The sequence below is a fragment of the Pseudomonas marginalis genome, assembly GCF_024169655.1.
Classification (GTDB): domain Bacteria; phylum Pseudomonadota; class Gammaproteobacteria; order Pseudomonadales; family Pseudomonadaceae; genus Aquipseudomonas; species Aquipseudomonas paraveronii.
This window is the reverse complement of the sequence record NZ_JALJWV010000001.1, coordinates 3,947,360-3,970,619: the sequence shown is the minus strand read 5'-3', so window position 1 is coordinate 3,970,619 and position 23,260 is coordinate 3,947,360. Positions and strand designations below refer to the sequence as shown.

Genomic DNA, 23,260 nt, shown 5'->3' with positions numbered 1-23,260 from the left:
GGTTTAGGTTGGGATGAGCGGTGCTTACGCTTCATTTGCAATCACATTGCGCAGCACGCCGATTTCCGCGATTTCCACTTCGACCACGTCACCGTCCTTCATGAACAGTTGCGGGTTGCGACGTGCGCCTACGCCGCCGGGGGTGCCGGTAACGATCACATCGCCTGGTTCGAGTTGGGTGAATGTGGAGCAATAGGTCACGAGTTCAGCAATCGAAAAGATCATTTGCCGACTGGTGGCGCGCTGCACTTCCAGGCCGTTCAAGCGGGTGCTCAGATGCAGCTCGGGATCGCTGCCGAATTCGTCAGCCGTGCTCATCCAAGGCCCGAACCCGCCGGTATGCAAAAAGTTTTTCCCGGGCGTCCACTGATGGGTATGGCCTTGCCAATCGCGAACCGAAGCGTCGTTGTAGGGCGCGTAACCGGCGATGTGCTCCCAGACTTGAGCGGAAGAAATACGGCGTCCGGCCTTGCCGATAATGACCGCGATTTCACCCTCATAGTCGAGCTTCACCGATTCTGGCGGCAGCGGAATCACGCCCAGGTGGCCCACTTGCGAGTTGCTGAAACGCCCGAAAACCGGCGGTTTGAGCGTAGGCTCACGGCCGATCTCAGAGCGGTGTTCTTCATAGTTGACGCCAATGCAGATGATTTTTGGCGGCGAGGGAATTACCGGCAGAAACGTGATTTGCTCAAGGGTGAAGTCGGGTTCAGCGCCCTCCAGAGCCTCGGCAACGTTGGGGAGCGCGCCCGCTTGCAGCACGCTCAACAGATCAGGAAATTTACCGGCCAGGCGTTGCGTCAAATCGACGACCCCGCCGTTGACCCAGGCACCGAATTTCGGTGAACCATCAACTTCAAAACTCAGGAGCTTCATCGTCTCTTCTCTCTATCAGGGTGTCGGCAATCGTCCCTTGGGCCAGAGGCACGTGATGCAGCGCATCAGGCAGGCCTTGCCCGGGTCGATGAAGACTAGTCCCGCGCTGAAGCGGCGAACAAGCACGCCACCTGTTCTGTCCGGTGTGTGTATCAGGGGGGGCTAACGGGGTGGCGATTGATTCGAGCGGTTGAAATCGACGGTTGCCGATCAACGTGCCGGACTGGGGCTTGATACACAGAACGGACAGAACAGGTGGCGTGCTTGTTTGGTGGGTCGCGTGGGCACTAGTCTGATTTTGCCCGAGAGGGCTTGGCCGATGCGTTGCATCGCCGCTATTGCTGAAACCCTAATAAGAGAGAGACGAGACGATGAAGCTCCTGAGTGTTGACGTTGGAGGTCCGCAGAGGTTCGGTGTCTGGATCGCGCGCGCAGTCGCCACACTGACATTGCGTCTGGGCGGTAAAGCGCCACAGGCGCTGTTCAACGATGAGCCGCTTTCTTTTTTTGCCGCAGGCCTTTCGGTGGAGGATGACAGTGGTGTGATCTTCTTTTCGCGTGAGGATGTTCCAGCCAGGGCGAAAGTGCCGTTCGATACGGATCGTTACGTTTTCAATAACGAACCTTTCCTGTGTTCCTATCCAGCATTGCGGGGCTCCAAATGATTGATCCACTCAGCTTTCGTGACGGCATGTCTCGCCTCATCGGCGCAGTCACCGTCATTACCACGGATGGTCCCGCAGGCCAGGGCGGTTTCACGGCATCCGCTGTCTGCAGCGTGACGGACGACCCGCCGATGCTGCTGGTGTGCATGAACCGCAACAGTCGGCAGCACAACGTTTTCAGTGGCAATGGGGTCCTGTGCGTCAATGTGCTCACAGCCGACCAGGAGACCATCTCCAGGACTTTTTCAGGCGCGGCGACGGTGCACGAGCGCTTCCAGATCGACCGCTGGAGCGTGCTGGAAACGGGCGCCCCCGCGCTGGAGAACGCGTTGGTCAACTTCGATGCGCGCATCGTCCAGACCATCGAGGCTGGCACTCACAGCATTTTCCTGTGCGGCATAGTGTCGGTGCGGGTAGAGCCGGAAGTCCACTCGGGTCTGGCTTATTACGCTCGCAAGTACCACCCGGTCGCGGCACACCGGCCAGAGGAGTGAGTGGGCCCGGGCGCTTGCACATTCAGTGCAGGCGACCTGCAACCCCGCCCAAAAAACATCGCGAGACGTCCCCCCCTCATCACACTGCCAGTGAGCGGCGAAATCACTTTCGCCGCAAGCAGATCAATGGGCAATCGCAAGTGCCACGAGGAATCGGGAGACCATGTTGTAGGCGGCAATCGTCGCGACCAATTCCACGACTTCCTGTGGGTTGAACCGCGCGTTCATGCGCGCCATCAATGCATCCGGCACGGCCACTTCTTGCGTCATCCTGTCCGTGAGTTCGAGCACGAGGGCCTGCTGTTCGTTGAACAGCTTCGCGTCGACCACATCGGGGGTGCGCAGGCTTTCGATGGCTTGCTCACACACGCCAGCGCTGAGGGCGTGCGGCACGTGTGCCTCGAATTCATAGGTGGCTCGGTTAAGCACAGCGACTCGCAGAATCGCGAGCTCGCGCAAGTCTGCCGGGATCGAGCTGTGATTACGTACCGCCGACAGCATTTGTTCCCAGCCGCTGGCAATCGGGGCGCTATTGAGCAGTACCTGGTAGAGCAAGGAGATATTGCCGCCACGTTGCTTTTTGATTCTGTCCTCAAGCTCGGCGAGCTCGGGCCTTGTACCTGGCGTGACAACGGGAACTCGAATCTGACTCATGAGAAGCCTCTGTTTGGTCGGCAAAGCGCCGAACATAGGGGTGCAGTTGTCTGGAGTATCGGTATTCGTCAGCGCCTGTTTATTGCACGGGGTGATGCGGGCTCACGAGGCCTGCTGCGCTGTCGCGTGACGATGCAAGTTCAATCTGTCGGGCGCTGTTCTTCATCAACTCGATCAATCTGGCTTGATCGGTGAGGGCGAAGCGCGAGCGGGTCGTCACCAGAATCAACGCCGCCGGTTCCAGCGATGTGCCTGTGTACAGCGGAACGGCGGCGCCGGCGGCGTCGGGATCCAGTTGGCCGACCGAGATCACATGCCCCTCGTGCTGAATCTTGAGCATTTGGGCGCGGAACGCTTTCCATGTGTCACCAAGGCCCGCCTCGGCGATTTCTGCCGCGTAGCTTTCATAGAGTCGCTTATGCCTGGCAGGCGAGAGCGCAGCGAGGATGACTTTCGACCCGCCGCCGCGAAAGAGAGGCATGGGGCGGCCCCGCCCGTATGCGACGGGGCACGCCAGTTCTCCCTGCTCCTGGTGAACGGCAAGAATGCGCACGCCATAGATGCTGGCGAGCAAAATGTTGCAACCGGTCTCCTGCGCCAATCGGCTCATCACCGGTTGGCAGGCGATCAACAGCCTGTCGCTTTGACGGATGTAGTAGTCCATCTCGATGATTCGCGGCCCCAGCGAATAACCGTTCTCCGCGCGTCGAAGAAGGCCTGAGTCGCACAGTTCCTTGAGGTAGCGGTAGCCCGTCGGCCGGGACAGGCCGGTTTCGGCGATCAAATCCTCGGGCGACCAGGTGGCCTTGTCGATCGAGAAAAAGTCGAGCATCGACAGCATCTTAGTTAGGCTGGACATTGAGCGCTTCAGAGGAAAGTTAGGACGCCGGCATGGTAGTCAGCGCAGGTTGAGCGTGCAAGCAAACGCCGCAGCGCCCGCAGGCTCCCACCTTGGAGCCTGAGAGCCTGCAATGCACGCGTTCTATTGGCTGGCCGCATATTTGCCGGTCAGTTGTGGGGAGAGCGCGTTCAGTCCCTGGGTTTGCCTTTGCAGGCGCGTTTCGTTCGACCAGGTTCGACGCAGGTCGTCTTTGACGTTGACCGATAGCGTGCCTAGGCCCTCGACCGAGAGTTCGAGTACGTCGCCGTCCTGAATGGCGCCAAGGCCGCGATGGTTGGTGCCCGTCGCGATAATGTCCCCGGGTTCGAGCGGGTGGATATGGCTTAGCCACTCAATGCTGTTTGCGATGCTGTGGGCCATGTCATTGGTATTGAAGCGCTGCCGGGGTTGGCCATTGAGGTTCATGGCGATGTCCAGGTTCTGCGGGTCGGCGATCTCGTCTGCGGTGACGATCCATGGGCCCATCGGGGCGAAGGTGTTCCTCGACTTTGCCTGGAAGAAACTGTTCTTTTCCGGCTTCATTCCCCGGGCCGAACCGTCCATGAAATTGCTGTATCCAAACACATAGTCCCGCCAGTCCGCCGCCGCGACCTTGTCGGCCCGGCGTCCGATAATGATCGCGAGTTCCGCTTCCGCTTCGAAAACGATCGCCGGGATATCAGGAAGCACCAGAGTGTCTCCCGGCCCGATCACACAGGAGGACGCCTTGTGAAATGCATTGATCAGTGGCGGCTCCGCCAGGGTGCCGTCTTCCATGTAATTGACCGCCATGCAGACGATGTTGCCCGGCTTGGGCAGCGGTGCTCGCAGCCGAACGCCAGACAGGTTGATCCGTTGCCCCAGGCGTTGCGCTTTCTCCAGTGCGTCCTTGTATTCATCGAACCGCTCAATCAGATGAATCATTGCATCGTTGGGGTTTGCGTAGGGAAATCCACTGATCAATGACGAAATGTCCACGATCGAGTCGTCGATGATCAGGCCGAGTCTGTAGGAGTCGAAGAACGCAAGTTTCATTGGCGGCAGTCTCTTGTTGATGAGGCATTGGACACGGGACCCGCAAAGGCTCGAGGTTTGGAGGCTGGTTGAGCGTCGGTGTGATCACGTGGATCTCGTCGGCCGCCAAGCGGGCTGCTGTGGTTTTGTTTCGAGTAAATCTATCACTGTGAGATTTGATCGTAAAATATAAATTCTGTTCGATTGCCTGATTTATCGTTATATGTGCGAATAAATTCATATTTATCATGTTGTTACAGTGTTTTTAATGGAGGGTGTAAAATTGTGCCAATTCTCATAATTCAAGATTGAATTGATGTTCGTGTTTTGTGTGTGCTAAGTTTTGGTCCAGCGCGCCGTGCGCACGTGCGGCGCCGCGACAGGCAGAAGAGGCAACTGCGCCGCAGGCCTCAGTGACCGCAGGCGTCTACGCCGGCCCAGGAACGTTCTCGATGACCCTCATTGATACGCTTGCTCAAAGGATGACCGCGGGGCCTTCCATCGACGCAATGGAATCTGCCGCGCAAACGCTCTCGGTGCATGTGCTCGATACCGTGGGCGCCTGGATCGCCGGGCGCGCAACCCGCGAGGGGCGGCTTCTCAACGGGCTGCGAGGCGAGCATGCACCGTTCAATTCGTCGACGCTCGATGCGGTAGGGCTGTTTACGGCCACGGCAAGATTGACCGAGGTCGACGATATCCACATGGCGTCGTGCACCACGCCCGGCGCGCTGGTGGTCATGACCGCGTTGACCCTGGCAGCGAACCTGCCGCGCGATTGGTTTGGCCAGGCGCGTTTCGCCGAAGCGGTTCACGTTGGTTATGAAGTGATGACCGGACTGGGGGAAGCGGTGTCGGGCCCGAAAATATTGCACCAGGGCGTTTGGCCGAGCCTCCTGCTCGCGCCGGTCACGGCGGCGGCCGTCACGGCGAAGCTTCTCAACCTGGACGCGGAGCGCACGGCCCACGCGCTGGCAATTGCGCTGACCTCGTCCAATGGCCGACCGGGGGGCAATGCGAGTGCCGGGGTTGCATCGGTGCGAGGAACCTCGGCCAGATGGCTGCTGTTCGGGATGGCCGCCCGAACCGGTTGCGCCGCTGCCATGAGCGCCGCCGCAGGCTTCACCGGCGACCGGGGCCTGCTTGAGAATGATCAGGCGTCGCCGATGCGCGGGCTGACCCTCTGCCACGAGCGTATTGCGCGTATCTTGCAGGGCCGTCCCGCGATCCTGAGGGCGAGCATCAAGCCTTACTGCGCGGCGAAGCACAACATCGCCGCGATGTTCGGGTTCCGGCAGTTGCTTGACCAGGGTATCGACCACGAGTCGCTGACGACGGTGCGCGTTCGCTTGCCGCCGTCACACGCGAACATGGTGGCGCATTACGACGTGGAGATCAGTCGGCTGTCCCGTGTGACCAGTTGCGCCTACAACCTCGCGCTGGTGGGCGTCATGCCCGATGAGCTGCTGGATGTCGAGCGTGCGCAGGCCCATCGCGGGGTTGAGATGACGCGTCTTGCCGACAAGGTTGAAGTGCTGGCCGACGAGCATCTGCAAGCGGCGACACCGCACGCCTATCCGGCGGTGGTAGAGCTGCTCATCGGCGAGCGGATCATCGCCAGCGAGACAATCGTTCATGCCTGGGGCGATCCGCAACGGCCCTTTCAAATCGACGAGGCGAGACAAAAGTTTCGCCGGCTGTCCAGGGACCTGCTCGAGCCGAGCACAGCCTTGGAGATCGAGAACCTCTGCCTGGAGGTTGCGGACTCGGCGCACGCTCGCGCCAGCGTGTGGAATCACCTCGTGGACATCGACCGACGCGAGTCGGAACGGGATTCGCTGCAATTGACTCACCCTCGCAACTAACGGGGCTCGCTTTACAGGAGCGCTAAGCCCTCTGGATCAACCCCCATCATGAGCATTGTCATGAGTAATTATTCAGACGTCATTATTGTTGGACTCGGGCCTACGGGAGCCACGCTCGCCAATCTGCTCGGGACCTTTGGGCTGTCGGTGACGGTGATAGAAGCCATCGACGAGACTTTTCCACTGCCGCGCGCGACGCATTTCGATGGTGAAATCATGCGCGTGTTGCAGTCGATCGGGCTGGCCGAAGAGGCGCTGCCGTTCACCCATGTGAACCCCGGCATGACCTTTGTGAACCTCAAGCACGAGGTGATTTTGAGTTGGCCCAGGCCGGACACCGTCGGCCCGCACAACTGGCACCCCAGCTATCGGTTTCACCAGCCCGCGCTGGAAGCGGTGTTGCGCAAAGGGCTCGATCGTTTTGCGCACGTGAGCCTCAGGACCGGATGCGAACTGCTGTCCGTGGTGCAATCGGAAGACGGGGTGCAGGCGCAATTCATCGCCCGAGGCAAGACCACGCCAGAGGTCGTCAACGGGCAGTATCTGATCGGCTGCGATGGCGGCAGATCGCCGGTGCGCGGCATCCTCGACGTGCCTCTGGAGGACTTGGGCAGCCACGAAAAATGGCTGGTGGTCGACGTGATCATGAATCGCGAAGTCGCGGGCCTCACCGACGGTACCGTTCAATTCTGCGACCCCCAGCGCCCCACGACCTACATGCGATGCGTTGGCCAGCGGCGACGCTGGGAATTCATGGTCATGCCGGGCGATGACATCGAGGCACTTACCTCGCCTGAAGGCGTCTGGGGGTTGTTGTCTCCGTGGCTGGTTCCCGACGACGCGCAAATCGAACGCGCCGTGACCTATATGTTCCATGGGGTTATTGCCCACCCGTGGCGTCGGTCGCGGGTAATGCTGGCCGGGGATGCCGCTCACCTGATGCCTCCTTTCCTCGGTCAAGGGTTGTGTGCAGGTCTGCGGGACGCCGCCAACCTGGCCTGGAAACTGGACTGGGTGATCAAGGGGCGCGCATCGGCGGACCTGCTCGACACCTATGAACAGGAGCGCTCTGCACACGTTCGCGCGACCATCGAACACGCGATCGAAGTCGGCGAGATCATCCAGACAATCGACCCCGAACAAGCCCGCGAAAGGGACGCCAAACTCGGCCAGGGGCCTCGAAAAATGAGCTCCCTCGTGCCTCGGCTCGGGGCGGGGCTGCATCGGGCCGAGGACGCCTGCGCAGGGTTTATCTTCGCGCAACCCATACTCGAATCCGGCGTGCCCCTCGATGAGTTCGTGGGTTCGAACTTCGCGGTCATCGGTGATCGCCAGTTGCTGGATTCGGTTTCGCCGGCGACCAGGATGCTGTGGGACCTCAATGGCGTCATACGCCTGCCGGACGAGGCGCAGCAGTGCCTGGACGAACTGAATGCCAGGGCGGTAATCATTCGTCCCGATCGGTACATCCTGGCGGTTGCCAATAGTGTCGAGGCGTTGGATCACGTATCAACCTATCTCCCCGGAGGAAACGAAAATGAGCACTCACGCCGTACATGAAGTATCAGCGCTAGCCGACCTGGCGCGGCCGCTGAAAATTGGCATGCTGTTGCCCTCGAGTAACGCCATGGCCGAACCCGAGATTCAACGAATGCTGCCGCCGGGCGTGAATATATTGACGACCCGCTTGAAACTGGCCGGCTCGTCTAAGGCCGCGCTGCTGGGCATGACCGAGAAGATCGAAGAAGCCAGCAGCCTGCTGGCCGACGCTGCCGTGGACTTGATCGTGTTCAACTGCACGGCGGTCTCGACGTTTGATCCGAGCATGGGTGAACAGCTGTCTTCGCGGATTGCTGACGCCAGCGGTTGTCCGGCGACGGCGACATCGGATGCGTTGCTGGCCGCCTTCAAGGTGCTGCGGGCCAAGCGCATCGTACTGATCACACCCTATATCGAGGAGGTGAATCTGCGTGAAGTCGAGTATCTCAAGCATTTTGGATTTGAGGTGCTGAGCCAGGTTGGATTAGGCCTGCTGGAAGGTACTAGCATGGCCGCGGTACCGCCTGCCAAATGGCTTGAACTCGCGCGAAGCTATCGAGACGACTCCACCGACATTTACTTTCTCAGCTGCACGGCGATCAACGTGTCTTCGATCATCGACACATTGGAGGCTGAGTTGGGACGGCCGGTCGTTACGAGCAATCAGGCGATGTTGTGGCATTGCTTGCGCCTGCTGGGGCGAACTGAGCCTGTGCACGGGTTTGGCAAGCTATTCGAAATGGCCTGACGGTCTGAAACGCGCTCGGGCCAATGAGGCCCGGCGCGACAATCAATGGGTTCAACTGTTTATCTGCCGATGATCGATCGGCCCGAACTCCGGCGCACGCACGTGCTGCCGGAGTCAGCGTCGACGGCTTTTATCGGGACAGACCACTGATGCGGCCAATGTCGATGACAAACGTCAGGGCGAACAACCAGCCGCTTTGAGTCGGTCCTACCAGCGCGTTTGGACCTTGCCTGTTCGGATTCAGAAAGTACTGGGCCGAGGCGTTGGCCAACACGCCAGGGGCGACGCCGTACTGACCGTGCACGTCAAACGTGAACGTGTCTCGGTGAACCTTATCGTCGCCCCAGCCGCTTGCCGCACTGGTCTGTTGCTCGTTTAAAGCGCGCCCCTTGCTCAGCTGTAGATAGCGCACAGTCGAGCCCACCAGTGCCGCCGGGTTGCCTTTGATAAAGCCACCATATTCGCTACCTGCGTACAGTTCGAGGGGAAATGACTGACCGGAGCCTGGGGTGACAAATGCGCCCCCGTACACCGCAACGTTAGGTGGAACGATGCTGTCCGCGTCGGCTTTGGTCCAGAGCACCTTTCTTGCCTGGCCGTAAAAGCCCGAGGTGCCGCTGTCATGTGTAACTGCGGTGCCAAAGGGATTCTGCGACTGAGTCGATCCGTCCTTGTTGTACAGGTCATCCGTGTACGGACTTGTGTTGTGGTACACACCGACTTCAGCGTTCAGTGGATATCGGCTGTCGGAGAAGTCGCTGGTGTACGTCATATTCCCCAGCCATATCCAGCCTTTCCTGGTGTCAGAGATCCAATCCCATCCGGACGACTGGCTGAAAAGGCCGTAATTGTCCTCGGTCACGCCCAATCCCAGGCGAGTATGGGGCGACAGTTTGTAGGAGGCGCGTGCCCCCCAAAGTGATTTATCGAAGGGCGGCACGCCCACCGTGATCAGCGGGGTCGATGTGATGCATCCGGCGCACATTGTCGAGACCATGAAGTCATCGCCCAGATTCATGCGGCCATATTCAAGGTGAAGCTGTTTATCGAAGACGTCGTGCGACAGTGTCAGCTTGACCAGGTTCGAACTCGTGGTTGTCGCGGGAAAGGGCGCAAGGGAGGAACCGACTTTATAGGAGTAATCGCCGTTGTTTTGAGACAGCGGCTCCCACGCCTCCGTGATGTGCAGTTGTGTATTGGGAACCCCTAGGAGCTTGGTCAGATCGGCGTTGGCCGACATGAACAATGCCGGGGAGTCCATGGAACTGCCCGGTTTGATACCCGCCGTAGGGTTTGTGAAATAGCCATTGGTAAAGAACAGACCGAACGTGAAGCCCTGCTTTTCCAGTTCATCGCCTAACTCGCTAAGTGGCCCCTTTCGGGTGGGTGGGGGAATATCGGCCGGTGGTCTTACGCTGACGCTCGCGACACCGGGTGGGTTCTGCCCGGTTTCAGTCTGGGCTTGCAGGAAGACGCCTCTGATGAGCTTTTTTGTGGGATCGATTGAGCTGTTGGCGGCGACTGCAGCGCTCGCATCCAGTGGGTTGTTTGTTGCATCGGTCGAAGCTATTGGCGTCTGCTGACCTGATTCGGCAGCTGTCGCGGTAAGGGCTGAGAATCCCAGTGCGAAGACAATTGTTTTGGCACGCGTGACATTGATGAAGCGTTTCATGTGTTTCCTCCATTGTATTTATTGTTGAGTCAACGCGCTGAAGCATAACGAGCGACCCTATGGAGTTAACCCAACACCTGGTTGCTGTCCGCTGGGTGTACGGGCGCGGACTGGCAAGCGGCTGAAGACACATTGGGGAGGGCGATTGCCATTAGAGGAGGGGGCGTGCGATGGGTTTTGAACCTGGCGCCGAATACGGCAATCGGGTGGTCGGTACACCCAGCGGACACTCGCCAGAACATACGATCACGCGCGCGTGGCACACGATAGACTTCGAGACGTCTTGCATGTTTAGAAGGTCTACGGCAGTCGCCTGAGCTCAACCACCCTAGCGACTGCCCAATAGCGTATGCGGCTGCCCGCCGCAGTCTGTCCACCGAGAGAGGAAGTAGCGATGACGATTGTCACAGTGAGCAAGAGTGTCAAATTGAAAGCTGGCGCGTCGGATGTCTGGGAATTTGTTAAGGACTTTGCCGGCTTCGCCGCCTGGCAGCCCCACATCAATTCGGTAGAGATGCTGCCCAATGGCGATCGCAAGGTGTTATTCAAGCGTGGCAACACCATGCTCGATCGCATCAAGCATCTGAGCGATGAGTCGAAGACGTTGACCTACGAACTCGTTCCCGGCCAGGAAACCCCGCCAGGTGCACCACCGATCAAGAGCCTGGATGCAACCTTTGTAGTGGTCGCTGACGGCTCGGGCTCCGACGTCACCTACACCATTGAAGCGGATGTTCCTCCGCCCATGGTGGAGTTGGCGCCCAAGGGTATCGGCGCAGATATCGATGGCGCACTGGAAGGTCTGAAGACGCAATTCGGCAACTGAAAAAACGCACGCACGGAGTGACGGTCCGTCCCCGCGAACGTCCATGTGTTCGCGGGTGGATCAAAGGTCGTATCGGGTCGATGTGACGGTACTTCCGCTGCGTTGCGGTGGAACTCGCGGTTAACCCCGCGAGCGCTCGAACCCCATCTTTATCAGGCCGGCTTCCATGTCGAGCTTGGTCTGCAAGAGGTCAGGCAGGTAACGGCTGACCACCTCGTCGTAATCAATCGTCGCGGCCACCCACACAATGTTGATACAGGCGATCACGCTCTGTTGGTACATGATGGGAACGGCGATGCTCGCGCACTTGGGATGCTCCAGATCGCGGCAGTTGCTGTAGCCATTGGCGTGCGAGCTGCTGATCATTTTTTGCAGGAACGCTTCGTCACGGCTCAAGGCGTTGTCCGGATCCTGCGAGCAGCGCAGTGAGGCGAGAATGTCCTCACGTTCGTCCTCGGGACAAAACGCGAGATACGCGCGCCCAAGCGGACTTTTCAGAAGGTGGCGTTTGCGTCCGATCATCCCCACGTCGACTGAAAAGGGGCTGAAGCTATGGGTGCTTTCCCGAATGATCATCGCATCGCGCTCGAAGGTCGCCAGATCGGTTGGCCACAAGACCTTCTCGCCCAGGCGCTGCAGCAGCGGCGCCCCGAGGGTGCGAATCCACTCTTCATCGGTGAACCCTGCGCTCAACTGGCGCACCGCGTCGGTCAAGCGAAATACGCTGTCGGACACACTGCGATAGAGCAGCCCGCGGTCTTCCAGGGTTTCGAGGATGCGATACACGGTGGGGCGTGGAAGTTGGAGTTCCAGAGCGATCTCGTGCACGGTGGAGGCGCGAACCGTATTGAGGTACTCAAGCACTCTGAGCCCTCGGTCCAACGAACAAATCGTCTTATAAGTCATGAGCGTTTCCCGGCGTTCGTTATGGTCGATTTTTTGTGTGCGGGATGAAGTAGCCATTGAAGAGGGGCGGCGTGCCTGAGTCCGGTGTTTGTCGAATAACACCCAGCCTGCCGTGATTCATTCTCTTCAACGATCAAGGTTATACACCAAACACGTGGTGGTAAATCGACGCGCCGCCCAGCGGCCTGGGTGAGTTGAGTGCGCAAGCCCTCTCGGCGCAGCGTGTGGGGTTGGCGCTGTGTCGGCTGCACGCCGCCGGACGCGCCTGTCGGCATCCTGGTCGACGTTTGGCTTGCCGATTTCGGCCTCAGATACACAGGCCGGACAGCCATCAACCGCGCCTTGTTCCGCCTGATCCGGGAGGACTACTGTGGCTTCTCATAGTAGCTATCCATAGAAGATTGCTAAGGAGATACCGATGGTCAGTACGCTTAAGAAAAACATGGCCGGTTACATGGCGCCGCCTGAGCCAGGCTTGACTGCCGAAACTTTGATTGCGCGCGCGGTGGCAATGCGTCCTGCGTTGCTGGAGGGGCAGGCTGCTGCAGAGGAGCGCGGAACCTACTCGCCGCAAATGCACAAGGCGTTTGAGGAGGCGGGCTTTTATCGGACCTTGCAGCCGCAACGTTATGGCGGATACGAGTTCGACGTGCCGACGTTCGCGCGCATGGTCATGGAGGTTGCACGCGGCTGTCCGGGGAGTGCGTGGTGCCTGGCGTTGTCGGCGGGGCACGCACTGAATGTGGCGCAACTGTTTGGCGAGAGCGCGCAGACCGAGGCTTTTGGGGTTGATGGGCACTTCGCCGCAGCGGCACGCGCCATTCCGTCAGGTACCGCCACCCGTGCCGATGGTGGCTGGCGCCTGGAAGGCACCTGGGATTATTGCTCCGGGGTGCCGTACTCAACCCACGTGATGGTCGGTGTCAGAATCATCGAGGAAGGCGGCGCGCCGCAGGCGGCGGTGGCGTTGGTACCGCGCTCGGAGTGGAAGATGCTCGACAACTGGGGCGATTTCATCGGCATGCGCGCCAGTGGTTCCAACAGCGTGGAGATGCACAGCGCCTGGATCCCGGAACACTTCCTGGTGCGCGAGGATTTCTTCGCACCGAATATCTCTCAAGGCACCGAAGGTGCGCGGTTGCATGGCAACCCGATGTACGCCGGCGGCACGTTGGGGTTTTTCCAGACCGAGATCAGCTCGATCATGGTGGGCGTTGGCTTTGCCGCGCTGGATGAGTACGAGAACATCATCCGTGCCCGCAAGGCTTTCGGCCCTAACGCAGTGCTGCAATCGGAACACCCCGATTACCAGCGCCCTTATGGGATTGCCCTCGGCAAGCTTGAAGCGGCGCGTCACGCAGTGGTTGGCGCAGCGCAGGAATATATGGACCTGGCACGCCTGAGCATGGAAGGCAAACGCACCTACCTGCGCTCCGATGACCAGCGTCTGCAAGCGGGGCTGCAGCATGCGGCGCAGTTGTCTTTCGAGGCCGTCGACATGCTGTACCGCGCCTCGGCGACCAGCGCTGCGGCGAAAAATGGAACGCGCATGCAGCGCTACTTCCGCGATATCTCCATGGCTCGCACCAACCCTGGGTTGCAGTTCGAGCTGAAGGCCGCCGACCTGGCTCGACAATTGTTCGCAGAACGCGACCAACGCCAAGGGAGCAAGCAGCCGTGATCGACGCTGAACAAGCCCGTGATCGGCAGAGATCACAACCGGCGTCGACGGCTGGCGGCGCCATCCCGGTTCCCGAGCTCAACTTGACGCCGCAGGAGATGATTCGCCGTGCCACGGCGATGCGTCACACCTTGCGCGAGCGGCAGGCGGCCACCGAGGCAGAGGGTCGCCTGCTGGCGCAAACCAACGAGGAATTCATCAACGCGGGCTTTTACCGCGTGGTGCAGCCGCGCCGGTTCGGCGGCTACGAATTCGATCTGACCACCTATGTCCGGGTGATGAGCGAAGTCGCACGCGGCTGTCCTTCAAGCGGCTGGGTGCTGGCGTTGACCTCGGGTCACCCCATCATCCTGGCCGATCATTCCGAACAGGCTCAGATCGAAGCCTACGGCAACGACGGCGAATACCGTTGCCCGTCCCTGGGCTCGCCGATACCGGTGCAGCCTGTGCCGGGTGGGTACAGGGTTTCGGGGTTCTGGGATTTTGCCTCTGGCTGCGACATTGCAACCCACATCATGGCGAGCGGCTTGATTGCGCAGGAAGGCGCCGCGCCCAAGCCGGTCCTGATGCTGATTGATCGCCAGGATTATTCGATCGTCGATAACTGGAACATGCTCGGCATGCAGGGCACCGGCTCGCGCCGGGTGGTGGTGGAAAACCTGTTTGTGCCGGAGCACCGCGTGGCACCACTGGCGATGTGGGTGGGGGCCGCTGGCGACAAAGTGCATCCCAATCCGATGTACAACGGGCGCAAGGCCGGGTTCTTCATGATCGAGGGCGGGGCCGTGTTGATGGGCACCGCGCGGGGCATGCTCGATCTCTACGACGAACTGCTGCGCAACAAACCCATGCGCTTCGCGCCAAAGACCAAGCTCATGGAACATCACGAGTTTCAGCATTACTTCGGTGTGGCGCAGGCGCTGATGGACAACGCCGACGCCGCGCTTCTCAAAGCGGCGCAGGACTACATGGATGCCTGCACGGCGCAGTCGGAACAGGGTATCGAATTCTCGGAGGAGGAAGACCGGCGCATATTCCTGATGGTCCAGCAGGCGACCCGCCTGGCCTTCGAAGCCGCCGACCGGCTCTTCACTACGGCAGGCACCCAGACCGGCCAAAGCACGTCGATGTTTGGGCGCTACTACCGTGACCTGGCGATTCAACGCACGCACTTCACCCAGCAGATGGACCGAACCGCGGTGAACTTTGCGCGCATTCACTTCGGCTTCGCGCCCTTGTCACCGTTCTAAGGAAAGCGACCATGCCCTCTGAAGCGACGGCCTCCCGCATCCGGGAGAGTTTCAAACAGCGACGCGGTTATTGGAACGATGATTGGGAACGGCTGATGCACAGCAACCCGGCCTATGTGGCGGCGTATCTGGAGTTGTCCGCCTACACGTCGGAGCGCGGCAGCCTTTCGTCGAAGATGCGGGAGTTGATCTACGTGGCCACCAACTGTTCGCCCACGCACTTCTTCGAGCGCGGCGTGCGACAGCATGCGCGTTTCGCCCGGCAATTCGGGGCCTCGCTCGAGGAGCTGATCGCGGTGGCGATGATTGTCAGTACGGTCGGCATTCAGACCTATCTGCTGGGGGCGGCCGCGCTTGAGGAGCTTGTGCCGGGTGCACTGACCTCAAGCGACCATCAGGCGCATGTCAAGGCAATACACAGCCGGCATCTCCAATTGCTGGGCGCAGCCCTGCCTGAGGTCGATGCCGCCATCAATGTCGATCCTGCGTTCTATGAGGTCTGGTTGAATTTTGCCGAGGCCGCGATGGGTGCCAACGGGCTGCTCTCGCCCAAGGACAGTCATCTGATCGCCTTGGCCGCTTATGCGCAATGCACGCAACTGTCGGGCCCAGGCGTGCGACAACACATGCGGGCGGCGCTGGCGAACGGCGCAACTCCAAACGAAATCATCGACGTGTGCAAGCTGATCACCAGCATGGGGGTGCACGCTGTGGTGCACCCCGTTCCAGTGCTGATCGACGAATGGGAGCAACAGCCTTGAGTACAACGCCGCTTCGCTATAGCGCCGATGACCTGAGCTTCTGCGGTCAACTGGCCTGCCCGGATGTGCAAGGCAAGGTGCCCGGCATCCTGATCTTTCCGGAGGCGCCAGGCGTCGGGCCGCATGTGATCCGCCGCGCTGGCGCCCTTGCACGGATGAACTACGTCGCCCTCGCCGCAGACGTCCACGGAGAGGGCGTGCTGTTCGACGATCCCACGACCATGCGCGCGAATATCGACCAACTCAAAAGCCAACCCGAGCGACTGATCCAGCGTCTGCAAGCGAGCCTCCAAGCGCTCGCGCAGGTCCCTCAGGTGGACCCTCAGCGCATGCTGGTGATTGGTTACTGCTTTGGCGGCTGGTGTGCGCTGGAACTGGCGCGCACCGGCGCACCGCTGCTGGGCGTCGGGGTGTTCCATGGCGCCTTGATTCCGACGCAGGCCAATACCGCCAACCGGATCCAGGGCAAGGTGCTGGTCTGCTCGGGTGCATCCGACCCCCTGGTGCCTACGGAACAAATCACCGCGTTCACGCAGGAGATGTCTGCGGCGGGGGTTGATTGGCAAGTCCACTTGTATGGCGGCACCGGCCATGGGTTCACCAGCCCCGAGGCCGGCAGCAACCCGCGCCCCGGCTTCGGTTACTCGGCAGCGTCCGATCATCGTTCCTGGGCGGCGCTGGGCGTATTTCTGAATGAGACCTTTGACATGGGAAAAGACTGATGGAATTTGCGAATAAAACCGTCCTGATTACCGGCGCGGCAACCGGTATCGGCCGCATGACCGCCAAGAAACTGGCCCTGCTGGGCAGCCGCGTCGTCATCGCCGATCTCAACGGCGAAAAAGCCGAGGAAGTCGCGAAGTCGATTCAACTCGAAGGTGGCGATGCGATAGGCGTGCGCTGCGACGTGACCCAGGACGCGGACGTCGCTGCGTTGATAGCCACGGTCGTCGCCACCTACGGCCCGGTCGACGTGCTGATCAACAATGCGTCGATGCCGCCCATTGCCGGGCGCATCGAGGACATTCCTTTTGTTGCCTGGGAAACCGCGCTGCAAGTCAACGTGCTGGGCTACGTGCGCATGATCAGCGCCGTGTTGCCCGCCATGATGGAGCGGGGCAGCGGTTACCTGGTCAATACCGCGTCGTCACTGGCCATCCTGCCCGATCCCCCCACGCGCTTTCAGATTCCGTACACGACCACCAAGGGCGCGCAGTTGGCCATGAGCTACGGCCTGGCGCACGCGTTGAAACCCCATGGCGTGCGCGTGTCGGTGTTCTGTCCAGGCATCACGGCTACGTCCGATCGCCCTGGCGGTCAAAGCCAGACCACCTCGGGCACCGCGATCCCGAGCATGGCCGAGTTTCTTGACGGCGTTGACCCTCGGCGCGGCAAGCCGGCGACGGCGGAGTTCGCGGCATCTACGTTGATCGAGGGGCTGCTGCAAGAGAAGTTCTTGATCAGTTCGCAAGTGGGTTACGAAGAGCAGATCGTGGAGTTTGCGCGGGCCGGCCTTGACCCTCTGGCGTTGATCGTTGGCGAGGGTGTCTGATCATGGCCCGTGTACGCTATCTCGACCGTGAAGACCTGGCACCTGAATTCCAGGACATGCCGCGCATGAAATCCAATATCACCCGTGCGCTCGCCAACAGCCCACGCGGCGCCCGGCATGTTGCCGGCACCGGCATGTACCTGCGGCACGAGAGCACGCTCGATGCGCGCCTGCGCGAGCTGGCCATTTTGCAGGTGGGCTACTCGACCGGCAGCGAATACGAGTATGCGCACCACGTCGATGTCGCGTTGTCGTTCGGTGTCAGTGAAGCCGACATCCTGGCCATCGCCGCCGACAGCGCCGGGCAGCCAACCACACTCGAACCGCTGGCCCGTGCGGTGTTGCAGGCCGCCCGCGAGATGACCGAGCGGCTGAGCTTAAGTGATGCGACGTTCGCGGTATTGAGTGAAGCACTGGACGCCGAATCGCTCATCGATCTACTCATCGCCATCGGCGAATACAACGGCATGGTTCGCATCATGGCGGCGCTTCATATCGATCTGGAACCGGAATTCGTGACCTACCTGGAGCGGTTTCCGCTGCCTGTGCGTCACTGACGAACCGCGTTACTCCAACTGAAAAGGTTAAAGACTATGGACTTGGGACATGTGGGGATTCATGTGCGCGATTTCGAAGCCATGCTGGGTTTCTATCAGCGCGTGTTCGGCTTCGTGATCAGCGATATCAAGCGCGGCCCGGAGCGGTCGATTGTGTTTCTGACTTCGGAGCCCGAGGTCCATCACCAGTTTGTTATCGCCAACGGCCGGGCGGCCGACGACCACTCGCGCGTCATCAATCAGATCTCGTTTCGCGTGTCGAGCCTGGCTGAATTGAAACGCATCGGCAGCGCGCTCAGGGGCGAGCAGATCGAAGACCTCGACATCATCACCCATGGCACGGCGTGGTCGATTTACTTTCGCGACCCCGAAGGCAATCGCGCCGAGGCGTTTGTCGATACGCCGTGGTATGTCGACCAGCCGTTTCGCGCACCGATCGATCTGGACCAACCCGAAGACGTATTGCGTCGCGAAACGGAAGCGTTGTGCCGCACGCAGCCCGGGTTTCAAGGGATCGAGCAGTGGCGGCTCAAGCTGGCTCAACGCTTCGAAGGGGCCAAGGCACAGGCCTCTTCGGCGGTGTGAAGCGAAGGCCGATTACGTGCGGATTCACACTGCGGACACTAGCGCGCTGCGCCTGGCAGCCCGGTACCAGGGCCATTAACGTGTAGTGATCGCAATGTGTCTTGGAGTACTACGTGAGCTTAAATGCAAAGGCGGTAATTGTGGGTGCTTATGAGCACCCGGGCCGAGACCTACCGGATCGCTCGGCACAGCAGATTCACGCGGAGGTGGCGTTTGGCGCGCTCGCCGATGCGGGGCTGGGGCTGCAGGATATCGATGGTTTTTTCTGCACCGGCCAACTTGGCTTCGGCGCCATCTCGCTGGCGGAATACATAGGTCTTAAACGACTGCGTTACACCGACTCTACGTTTACGGGCGGGTCTTCCTATCTGTGTCATGTCGGCCACGCCGCGCTTGCCGTGGCGAGCGGCAAGTGCCGTATCGCCTTGGTGACACAAGGCGCGCGGGTTCGCGGCATAGTCCGCGGCCCGAAGCTGGCGCCGGACACGCCCGAGTACGCCTTCGAGGCGCCCTACGGCGAAACCAACCTGGGGATCTACGCACTGGCCGCACGGCGGCACATGCACGAATACGGAACGACTGCGCGGCAAATGGCTGAAGTGAAGGCGGCCGCGTCGTTTCATGCACAGTTCAACCCCAACGCGATGCTGCGAAAACCCGTCACCCTCGACGAGGTGCTCGCGTCGCCCTTCGTTGCCGATCCGCTGCGGCGCATGGATTGCTGTGTGGTCACCGATGGCGGCGGTGCCGTGATCGTCACGACGCCGGAAATAGCCGCCGGATTGCAGCGTCAATCGGTCGACATCCTGGGGCATGGCGAAGCGATCAAGCACACCATGGGTGGGCGTCTGGACATGACCTACACCGCTGCCGTGTGGTCGGGACCCGCAGCGTTCGAGGAGGCTGCGGTGACACCGGCCGACATCGATTACGCGTCCATTTACGACTCCTTCACCATCACGGTGCTGATGACCCTGGAGGATCTTGGGTTTTGCAAGAAGGGGCAGGGCGGCGCGTTCGCGGCGGACGGGGCGTTGCGTGTGGGTGGGCGGCTTCCGATTAACACCGATGGCGGCGGCCTGTGCAACAACCACCCCGGCTATCAAGGCGGCATGATCAAAATCATTGAAGCCGTTCGCCAGCTTCGCGGCGAGGCCCATCCCGAAGTGCAGGTCGACAATTGCCGACTGGCCTTGGCCCATGGCACGGGCGGCGGGATTTCACGCCTGTGCAGTGCGACATTAATTCTTGGTCGAGGTGATGCATGAGTGGTTCTGAACTGCCGGCGCCAACCCCACTGGTTGTCCCGGAAACCCAGCCCTTCTGGGAGGGGACAAAGGCCGGTCGGCTGATGTTGCCGCGCTGTCTGCGGTGCAGCTTTGTGATTTGGTATCCGCGCCAGTTCTGCCCGGAATGTGGACACGATTGCGTCGAATGGTTTGAAGCGAGCGGACGCGGTTCGATCTACAGCTTCACCATCGTGCGCCGTGGCGAAGGCGCGTACCGCGAAACGCCGTCTTATGTGCTTGCCTTCGTCGACCTTCACGAAGGCCCGCGCGTGATGACAAACATCATCGACTGCGACCCCACGCAACTTCAGATCGGTCAGCCCGTGAGCGCTGTGTTCTGCGATGCGGGAGACAGCGCTGCGTTGTTGCGATTCCGTCCACTCCTGACTGAGTAAGCCCCATGACAAAAATATTTTCTTCTCCCGAGGCCGCTGTCGCCGATATTCCCGACGGTGCATCCGTTGCCATTGCCGGCTTTGGCGTGGGCCATAGCTATCCGAACAGCCTGGTAATCGCCCTCAAGGAGCAGGGCGCTCGTGACCTCTGCGTGGTTGCCAACTCGCTGGGGGCTGGTGAATACCGGCCGGAACTGCTGCTTGAAAACGGGCAGGTCAGTAAGGTGATTTTGTCGTTCTCCGCGCGGCCCGGCCTTGCGTCTCTGGTGGAGCAACGCGCCGCTGCCGGCGACGTGCAGCTGGAGATGGTGCCGCAAGGGATTCTGGTGGAGCGCTTGCGTGCAGCCGGCGCCGGCTTGCCAGCGTTCTACAGCCCGGTGACCGTGGGCACGCGCCTGGCCGAGGGCAAGGAGCTGCGCGAGTTTGATGGCAAGGAGTATGTGCTTGAGCGCGCACTGCCGGTCGACTATGCGCTGGTGCGGGGTTTCCGTGCGGATGCGAGTGGCAACGTCGAGTTTCGCGGCAGCAGCATGCATTTTCACCCGAGCTTCGCCAAAGGCGCGCGCGTCGCCATCGTTGAAGTTGATGAAATTGTCGAGGTAGGCGCTATCCCGCCGGAAAGAGTCGGCTTGCCTGGCGTGTTTGTGGCGCGGGTGGTGCTTGCCACCAAGAAGATCGCAATCCCCAAAGGCGCGCTGGGCCGCCGGGCGCCAGACACCCGGCGCGAGTATTTCGGCAAACCGGCACTCTCGCGGTTGGAATTTGCGCAACGCGCTGCGGCGCTGTTGCCGGAGCATGGTTACGTCAACCTGGGTTCCGGCTTGCCAACGTTAGTCGCCTCGCATGTCAGCGGGCGCAGCATCACGCTGCATGCCGAGAACGGGGCGCTGGGCTATGAATTGCTTGGCGATACCGGTGTACCCGATCCTGACTTTTTCGATGCCGCTGGCGGTTTCATCGACATGCGTCCGGGTGGCGCCTTGTTCGATAGCGTGGTGTCGTTCGAAGTGGCTCGCTCGGGAAAACTGTCGGCCGTGTTGCTGGGCGCATACCAAGTGGCGCAGAACGGCGACCTCGCCAATTGGAGCGTGCCGGGCCAGGTCGGCGGAGGCATCGGTGGGGCAATGGATCTGATCGCCGGCGCCAGCAAGCTCATCATCGTGATGGAACACAGTGACAGCAAGGGGCGCTCCAAACTCGTGCGTGAATGCCAATACCCGCTCACCGCTCCGCAGTGTGTCGATGTGATCGTGACTGACCTGGCATTGCTGGTGCGCCGAGGAAACCGGTTCGTCCTTGAAGAAATCGCTCCAGGCTTTTCCGTAGAGGAGATCCTGGAACTGACCGATATGGAACTGCTGATCGCCGATGACGTTCGCGTGATGCAGCCCGACGCTGCGCCCGTGTGATGTAGCCCTTGCGCGTTACCCTCTGTCCCCACTGCGCAGGTCACGCAACTTCAATGCTGCGTGGCCTGTTTCGCTTTGATCGACGATCACAATCCACGCAAAGGTGATGTGTGACCATACAGGCTGTGCTTGACCCTCGCACTGCACGCTTATTGCCTTGGTTGGTGGCAGTGGCGTTTTTCATGCAAACCTTGGATGGCACCATCCTCAACACGGCATTGCCGGCAATGGCCGTCGACCTGGGAGAAAGCCCACTGCGCATGCATGGTGTGTTGATCGCCTACCTCATTACCGTCGCCACCCTGATCCCGGCTTCCGGCTGGTTGGCCGACCGCTTCGGTACCCGCAGGACTTTTTACACGGCGATCATGTTGTTTTGCTCCGGTTCGTTGCTGTGCACCCAGGTCAACACCCTCGACTCGCTGATCATCGCACGTGTCATCCAGGCGCTGGGCGGTGCCCTGATGATGCCCGTCGGACGACTGGTGGTGCTGCGCGCCTATCCGCGCAGCGACCTGGTGCGGGTCATGAGCTTTGTCACATTCCCCGGACTGGTCGGCCAACTGATGGGGCCAACCCTTGGCGGATGGCTGGTGGAGTACGCCAGTTGGCGCTGGATTTTCGCGATCAACCTGCCGATTGGATTACTTGGCGCTTACGCTGCTCATCAGTTGATGCCCGATTTTCGCCGCGCCATACGCACACGCTTTGACGTGGTTGGTTTTAGCTTGTTCGGCGCATTTACCCTGTCAATCATCCTGGGTCTGCAAAGTCTGTCCCAGGACTCGCTGCACGCCTCGGGTGGGTTCTTTGGCATCGCGGTGAGCGCGCTGGTGCTGTATTGGCTACATGCCTCCCGCAGCCAATACCCGTTGTTCGCACTGTCGCTGTTTCGCCTGCGCAGCTTTTCCGTCGGCATCATTGGCAGCCTGATGTCGCGCTTGGGCAGTGGGGCAATGCCATTTCTGACGCCGTTGATGATGCAAGTGGGGCTTGGCCATTCACCCTCAGTCGCGGGGATGAGCATGATCCCGCTGACCGTGTCCGGAATGGCCACCAAGCCGTTTATCGGCGCAGTGATACAGCGTTTCGGATATCGTGCGGTGCTCGGTTGCAACACGCTGGCTCAAGGCGTGCTGATTTGCAGCATGGCACTTGTCGAAGCGAAAACACCGTTGTGGCTGATTATCCCGTTGCTGTCGCTGATCGGCGTCGCCAACTACGTCCAGTTTACCGCCATGGGCACAGTGACGCTGATCGAACTGAATGATCATCAGGCAAGCGCAGGCACCAGTTTGATGTCGGTGACTACCCAACTGTCGACTGGCCTGGCAGTTTCGGCGGCGGGGGCCTTGCTGGTGCTATTCAATCCGAATGAGGGCGTGTTGCGCCTGTTGGGCGTCATGGATGTTTTCTCCAAGGTTTATCTCAGTCTGGGGGCGCTGACCATTGTGTCAGCGCTGCTGTTCCTGCGTTTACCGAGTCAGGATTAGGCGCCGCCTCATTGCAATAGGCCGGTCGCCCGTCCGGCGGCAGATCAACCTTTACCGTTCTGCCGGTGCCAATGGGGGGCGGCTGTATTCGGCCATCTCGCATGTCTCACGGTTTTGGCGTTGTAGCGGGTCAGGGCGCCCCCCTCGTT

23 protein-coding genes are annotated in these 23,260 nt (G+C 60.5%); 17 read left to right on the top strand and 6 right to left on the bottom strand.

Going from position 1 to position 23,260, the window contains the following annotated elements; genetic code table 11:
* Nucleotides 1-24: 24 nt before the first annotated feature.
* A complete protein-coding gene (locus J2Y83_RS17975) occupies nt 25-876 on the bottom strand; it encodes a fumarylacetoacetate hydrolase family protein (RefSeq protein WP_169881646.1) in 852 nt (283 codons plus the stop codon).
* Between the two features lie 371 nt (nt 877-1,247).
* On the opposite strand from J2Y83_RS17975, the gene J2Y83_RS17970 reads away from it, so the two are divergent.
* Nucleotides 1,248-1,541, top strand: coding sequence for a hypothetical protein (locus tag J2Y83_RS17970; protein ID WP_253397225.1), 294 nt, complete (start codon nt 1,248-1,250; stop codon nt 1,539-1,541).
* Nucleotides 1,538-2,035 (top strand): flavin reductase, encoded by a 498-nt coding sequence (locus tag J2Y83_RS17965; RefSeq protein WP_169881644.1) that lies wholly within the window; start codon nt 1,538-1,540, stop codon nt 2,033-2,035. The genes J2Y83_RS17970 and J2Y83_RS17965 overlap by 4 nt, the downstream gene beginning before the upstream one ends.
* Before the next feature lie 123 nt (nt 2,036-2,158).
* Here the strand turns inward: J2Y83_RS17965 and J2Y83_RS17960 are convergent, their stop codons facing one another.
* The 3 genes from J2Y83_RS17960 to J2Y83_RS17950 form a co-directional block, all read right to left on the bottom strand.
* Nucleotides 2,159-2,689: a carboxymuconolactone decarboxylase family protein gene (locus J2Y83_RS17960; protein ID WP_253397224.1), complete on the bottom strand. Its 531-nt coding sequence runs from the start codon at nt 2,687-2,689 to the stop codon at nt 2,159-2,161.
* A 79-nt stretch (nt 2,690-2,768) separates the two neighbouring features.
* The gene (locus J2Y83_RS17955) at nt 2,769-3,548 is read right to left on the bottom strand and encodes an IclR family transcriptional regulator (protein WP_253397223.1); all 780 of its coding nucleotides are present in this window, start codon (nt 3,546-3,548) and stop codon (nt 2,769-2,771) included.
* A 123-nt stretch (nt 3,549-3,671) separates the two neighbouring features.
* The gene (locus J2Y83_RS17950; RefSeq protein ID WP_253397222.1) at nt 3,672-4,604 is read right to left on the bottom strand and encodes a fumarylacetoacetate hydrolase family protein; all 933 of its coding nucleotides are present in this window, start codon (nt 4,602-4,604) and stop codon (nt 3,672-3,674) included.
* Between the two features lie 431 nt (nt 4,605-5,035).
* On the opposite strand from J2Y83_RS17950, the gene J2Y83_RS17945 reads away from it, so the two are divergent.
* Genes J2Y83_RS17945 through J2Y83_RS17935 form a run of 3 tightly spaced genes read left to right on the top strand, consistent with a single transcriptional unit; the run spans nt 5,036 to nt 8,735 of the window.
* The gene (locus tag J2Y83_RS17945; RefSeq protein ID WP_253397221.1) at nt 5,036-6,448 is read left to right on the top strand and encodes an MmgE/PrpD family protein; all 1,413 of its coding nucleotides are present in this window, start codon (nt 5,036-5,038) and stop codon (nt 6,446-6,448) included.
* A 48-nt stretch (nt 6,449-6,496) separates the two neighbouring features.
* Entirely contained in the window at nt 6,497-8,008 is a 1,512-nt protein-coding gene (locus J2Y83_RS17940) for a bifunctional 3-(3-hydroxy-phenyl)propionate/3-hydroxycinnamic acid hydroxylase MhpA (RefSeq protein WP_253397219.1), read from the top strand.
* The gene (locus J2Y83_RS17935) at nt 7,986-8,735 is read left to right on the top strand and encodes a maleate cis-trans isomerase family protein (RefSeq protein ID WP_253397218.1); all 750 of its coding nucleotides are present in this window, start codon (nt 7,986-7,988) and stop codon (nt 8,733-8,735) included. The genes J2Y83_RS17940 and J2Y83_RS17935 overlap by 23 nt, the downstream gene beginning before the upstream one ends.
* Before the next feature lie 130 nt (nt 8,736-8,865).
* Here J2Y83_RS17935 and J2Y83_RS17930 read toward each other — a convergent pair whose 3' ends face one another.
* Nucleotides 8,866-10,407: a carbohydrate porin gene (locus J2Y83_RS17930; protein WP_253397216.1), complete on the bottom strand. Its 1,542-nt coding sequence runs from the start codon at nt 10,405-10,407 to the stop codon at nt 8,866-8,868.
* 394 nt (nt 10,408-10,801) lie between these two features.
* On the opposite strand from J2Y83_RS17930, the gene J2Y83_RS17925 reads away from it, so the two are divergent.
* Nucleotides 10,802-11,233, top strand: coding sequence for an SRPBCC family protein (locus tag J2Y83_RS17925; RefSeq protein ID WP_253397214.1), 432 nt, complete (start codon nt 10,802-10,804; stop codon nt 11,231-11,233).
* Nucleotides 11,234-11,353: 120 nt separating this feature from the next.
* Here J2Y83_RS17925 and J2Y83_RS17920 read toward each other — a convergent pair whose 3' ends face one another.
* Nucleotides 11,354-12,139, bottom strand: coding sequence for a helix-turn-helix domain-containing protein (locus J2Y83_RS17920; RefSeq protein WP_253397212.1), 786 nt, complete (start codon nt 12,137-12,139; stop codon nt 11,354-11,356).
* A 418-nt stretch (nt 12,140-12,557) separates the two neighbouring features.
* Here J2Y83_RS17920 and J2Y83_RS17915 point away from each other — a divergent pair, with 418 nt between their 5' ends.
* From J2Y83_RS17915 to mdtD, 11 genes are all read left to right on the top strand, one after another.
* Nucleotides 12,558-13,820 carry an acyl-CoA dehydrogenase family protein gene (locus tag J2Y83_RS17915; protein ID WP_186354553.1) on the top strand — a complete coding sequence of 421 codons (1,263 nt, stop codon included), beginning with the start codon at nt 12,558-12,560 and terminating at the stop codon, nt 13,818-13,820.
* Nucleotides 13,817-15,070: an acyl-CoA dehydrogenase family protein gene (locus tag J2Y83_RS17910; protein ID WP_253397210.1), complete on the top strand. Its 1,254-nt coding sequence runs from the start codon at nt 13,817-13,819 to the stop codon at nt 15,068-15,070. The genes J2Y83_RS17915 and J2Y83_RS17910 overlap by 4 nt, the downstream gene beginning before the upstream one ends.
* 11 nt (nt 15,071-15,081) lie before the next feature.
* The gene (locus J2Y83_RS17905) at nt 15,082-15,831 is read left to right on the top strand and encodes a carboxymuconolactone decarboxylase family protein (protein WP_253397209.1); all 750 of its coding nucleotides are present in this window, start codon (nt 15,082-15,084) and stop codon (nt 15,829-15,831) included.
* Entirely contained in the window at nt 15,828-16,553 is a 726-nt protein-coding gene (locus tag J2Y83_RS17900) for a dienelactone hydrolase family protein (RefSeq protein WP_253397208.1), read from the top strand. Before J2Y83_RS17905 ends, J2Y83_RS17900 begins: the two co-directional genes overlap by 4 nt.
* A complete protein-coding gene (locus J2Y83_RS17895; protein ID WP_253397207.1) occupies nt 16,553-17,383 on the top strand; it encodes an SDR family NAD(P)-dependent oxidoreductase in 831 nt (276 codons plus the stop codon). Before J2Y83_RS17900 ends, J2Y83_RS17895 begins: the two co-directional genes overlap by 1 nt.
* A gap of 2 nt (nt 17,384-17,385) precedes the next feature.
* Nucleotides 17,386-17,940, top strand: coding sequence for a carboxymuconolactone decarboxylase family protein (locus J2Y83_RS17890; protein ID WP_253397206.1), 555 nt, complete (start codon nt 17,386-17,388; stop codon nt 17,938-17,940).
* Between the two features lie 36 nt (nt 17,941-17,976).
* Complete coding sequence (locus J2Y83_RS17885) at nt 17,977-18,525, top strand: VOC family protein (protein WP_253397205.1); 549 nt, start codon at nt 17,977-17,979, stop codon at nt 18,523-18,525.
* 113 nt (nt 18,526-18,638) lie between these two features.
* On the top strand, nt 18,639-19,793 hold the full coding sequence (locus J2Y83_RS17880) for a thiolase domain-containing protein (RefSeq protein ID WP_253397203.1): 1,155 nt from the start codon (nt 18,639-18,641) through the stop codon (nt 19,791-19,793).
* A complete protein-coding gene (locus J2Y83_RS17875; protein ID WP_253397201.1) occupies nt 19,790-20,209 on the top strand; it encodes a Zn-ribbon domain-containing OB-fold protein in 420 nt (139 codons plus the stop codon). The genes J2Y83_RS17880 and J2Y83_RS17875 overlap by 4 nt, the downstream gene beginning before the upstream one ends.
* Before the next feature lie 5 nt (nt 20,210-20,214).
* Nucleotides 20,215-21,618 (top strand): 3-oxoacid CoA-transferase, encoded by a 1,404-nt coding sequence (locus J2Y83_RS17870; protein WP_253397199.1) that lies wholly within the window; start codon nt 20,215-20,217, stop codon nt 21,616-21,618.
* Between the two features lie 110 nt (nt 21,619-21,728).
* On the top strand, nt 21,729-23,111 hold the full coding sequence (gene mdtD / locus J2Y83_RS17865; protein ID WP_253397197.1) for a multidrug transporter subunit MdtD: 1,383 nt from the start codon (nt 21,729-21,731) through the stop codon (nt 23,109-23,111).
* Nucleotides 23,112-23,260 lie beyond the last annotated feature (149 nt).

Coding starts and splice junctions, on each gene's coding strand:
- J2Y83_RS17975 (WP_169881646.1), bottom strand. CDS start 876: ATGAAGCTCCTGAGTTTTGAAGTTGATGGTTCACCGAAATTCGGTGCC.
- J2Y83_RS17970 (WP_253397225.1), top strand. CDS start 1,248: ATGAAGCTCCTGAGTGTTGACGTTGGAGGTCCGCAGAGGTTCGGTGTC.
- J2Y83_RS17965 (WP_169881644.1), top strand. CDS start 1,538: ATGATTGATCCACTCAGCTTTCGTGACGGCATGTCTCGCCTCATCGGC.
- J2Y83_RS17960 (WP_253397224.1), bottom strand. CDS start 2,689: ATGAGTCAGATTCGAGTTCCCGTTGTCACGCCAGGTACAAGGCCCGAG.
- J2Y83_RS17955 (WP_253397223.1), bottom strand. CDS start 3,548: ATGTCCAGCCTAACTAAGATGCTGTCGATGCTCGACTTTTTCTCGATC.
- J2Y83_RS17950 (WP_253397222.1), bottom strand. CDS start 4,604: ATGAAACTTGCGTTCTTCGACTCCTACAGACTCGGCCTGATCATCGAC.
- J2Y83_RS17945 (WP_253397221.1), top strand. CDS start 5,036: ATGACCCTCATTGATACGCTTGCTCAAAGGATGACCGCGGGGCCTTCC.
- J2Y83_RS17940 (WP_253397219.1), top strand. CDS start 6,497: ATGAGCATTGTCATGAGTAATTATTCAGACGTCATTATTGTTGGACTC.
- J2Y83_RS17935 (WP_253397218.1), top strand. CDS start 7,986: ATGAGCACTCACGCCGTACATGAAGTATCAGCGCTAGCCGACCTGGCG.
- J2Y83_RS17930 (WP_253397216.1), bottom strand. CDS start 10,407: ATGAAACGCTTCATCAATGTCACGCGTGCCAAAACAATTGTCTTCGCA.
- J2Y83_RS17925 (WP_253397214.1), top strand. CDS start 10,802: ATGACGATTGTCACAGTGAGCAAGAGTGTCAAATTGAAAGCTGGCGCG.
- J2Y83_RS17920 (WP_253397212.1), bottom strand. CDS start 12,139: ATGACTTATAAGACGATTTGTTCGTTGGACCGAGGGCTCAGAGTGCTT.
- J2Y83_RS17915 (WP_186354553.1), top strand. CDS start 12,558: ATGGTCAGTACGCTTAAGAAAAACATGGCCGGTTACATGGCGCCGCCT.
- J2Y83_RS17905 (WP_253397209.1), top strand. CDS start 15,082: ATGCCCTCTGAAGCGACGGCCTCCCGCATCCGGGAGAGTTTCAAACAG.
- J2Y83_RS17895 (WP_253397207.1), top strand. CDS start 16,553: ATGGAATTTGCGAATAAAACCGTCCTGATTACCGGCGCGGCAACCGGT.
- J2Y83_RS17890 (WP_253397206.1), top strand. CDS start 17,386: ATGGCCCGTGTACGCTATCTCGACCGTGAAGACCTGGCACCTGAATTC.
- J2Y83_RS17885 (WP_253397205.1), top strand. CDS start 17,977: ATGGACTTGGGACATGTGGGGATTCATGTGCGCGATTTCGAAGCCATG.
- J2Y83_RS17875 (WP_253397201.1), top strand. CDS start 19,790: ATGAGTGGTTCTGAACTGCCGGCGCCAACCCCACTGGTTGTCCCGGAA.
- J2Y83_RS17870 (WP_253397199.1), top strand. CDS start 20,215: ATGACAAAAATATTTTCTTCTCCCGAGGCCGCTGTCGCCGATATTCCC.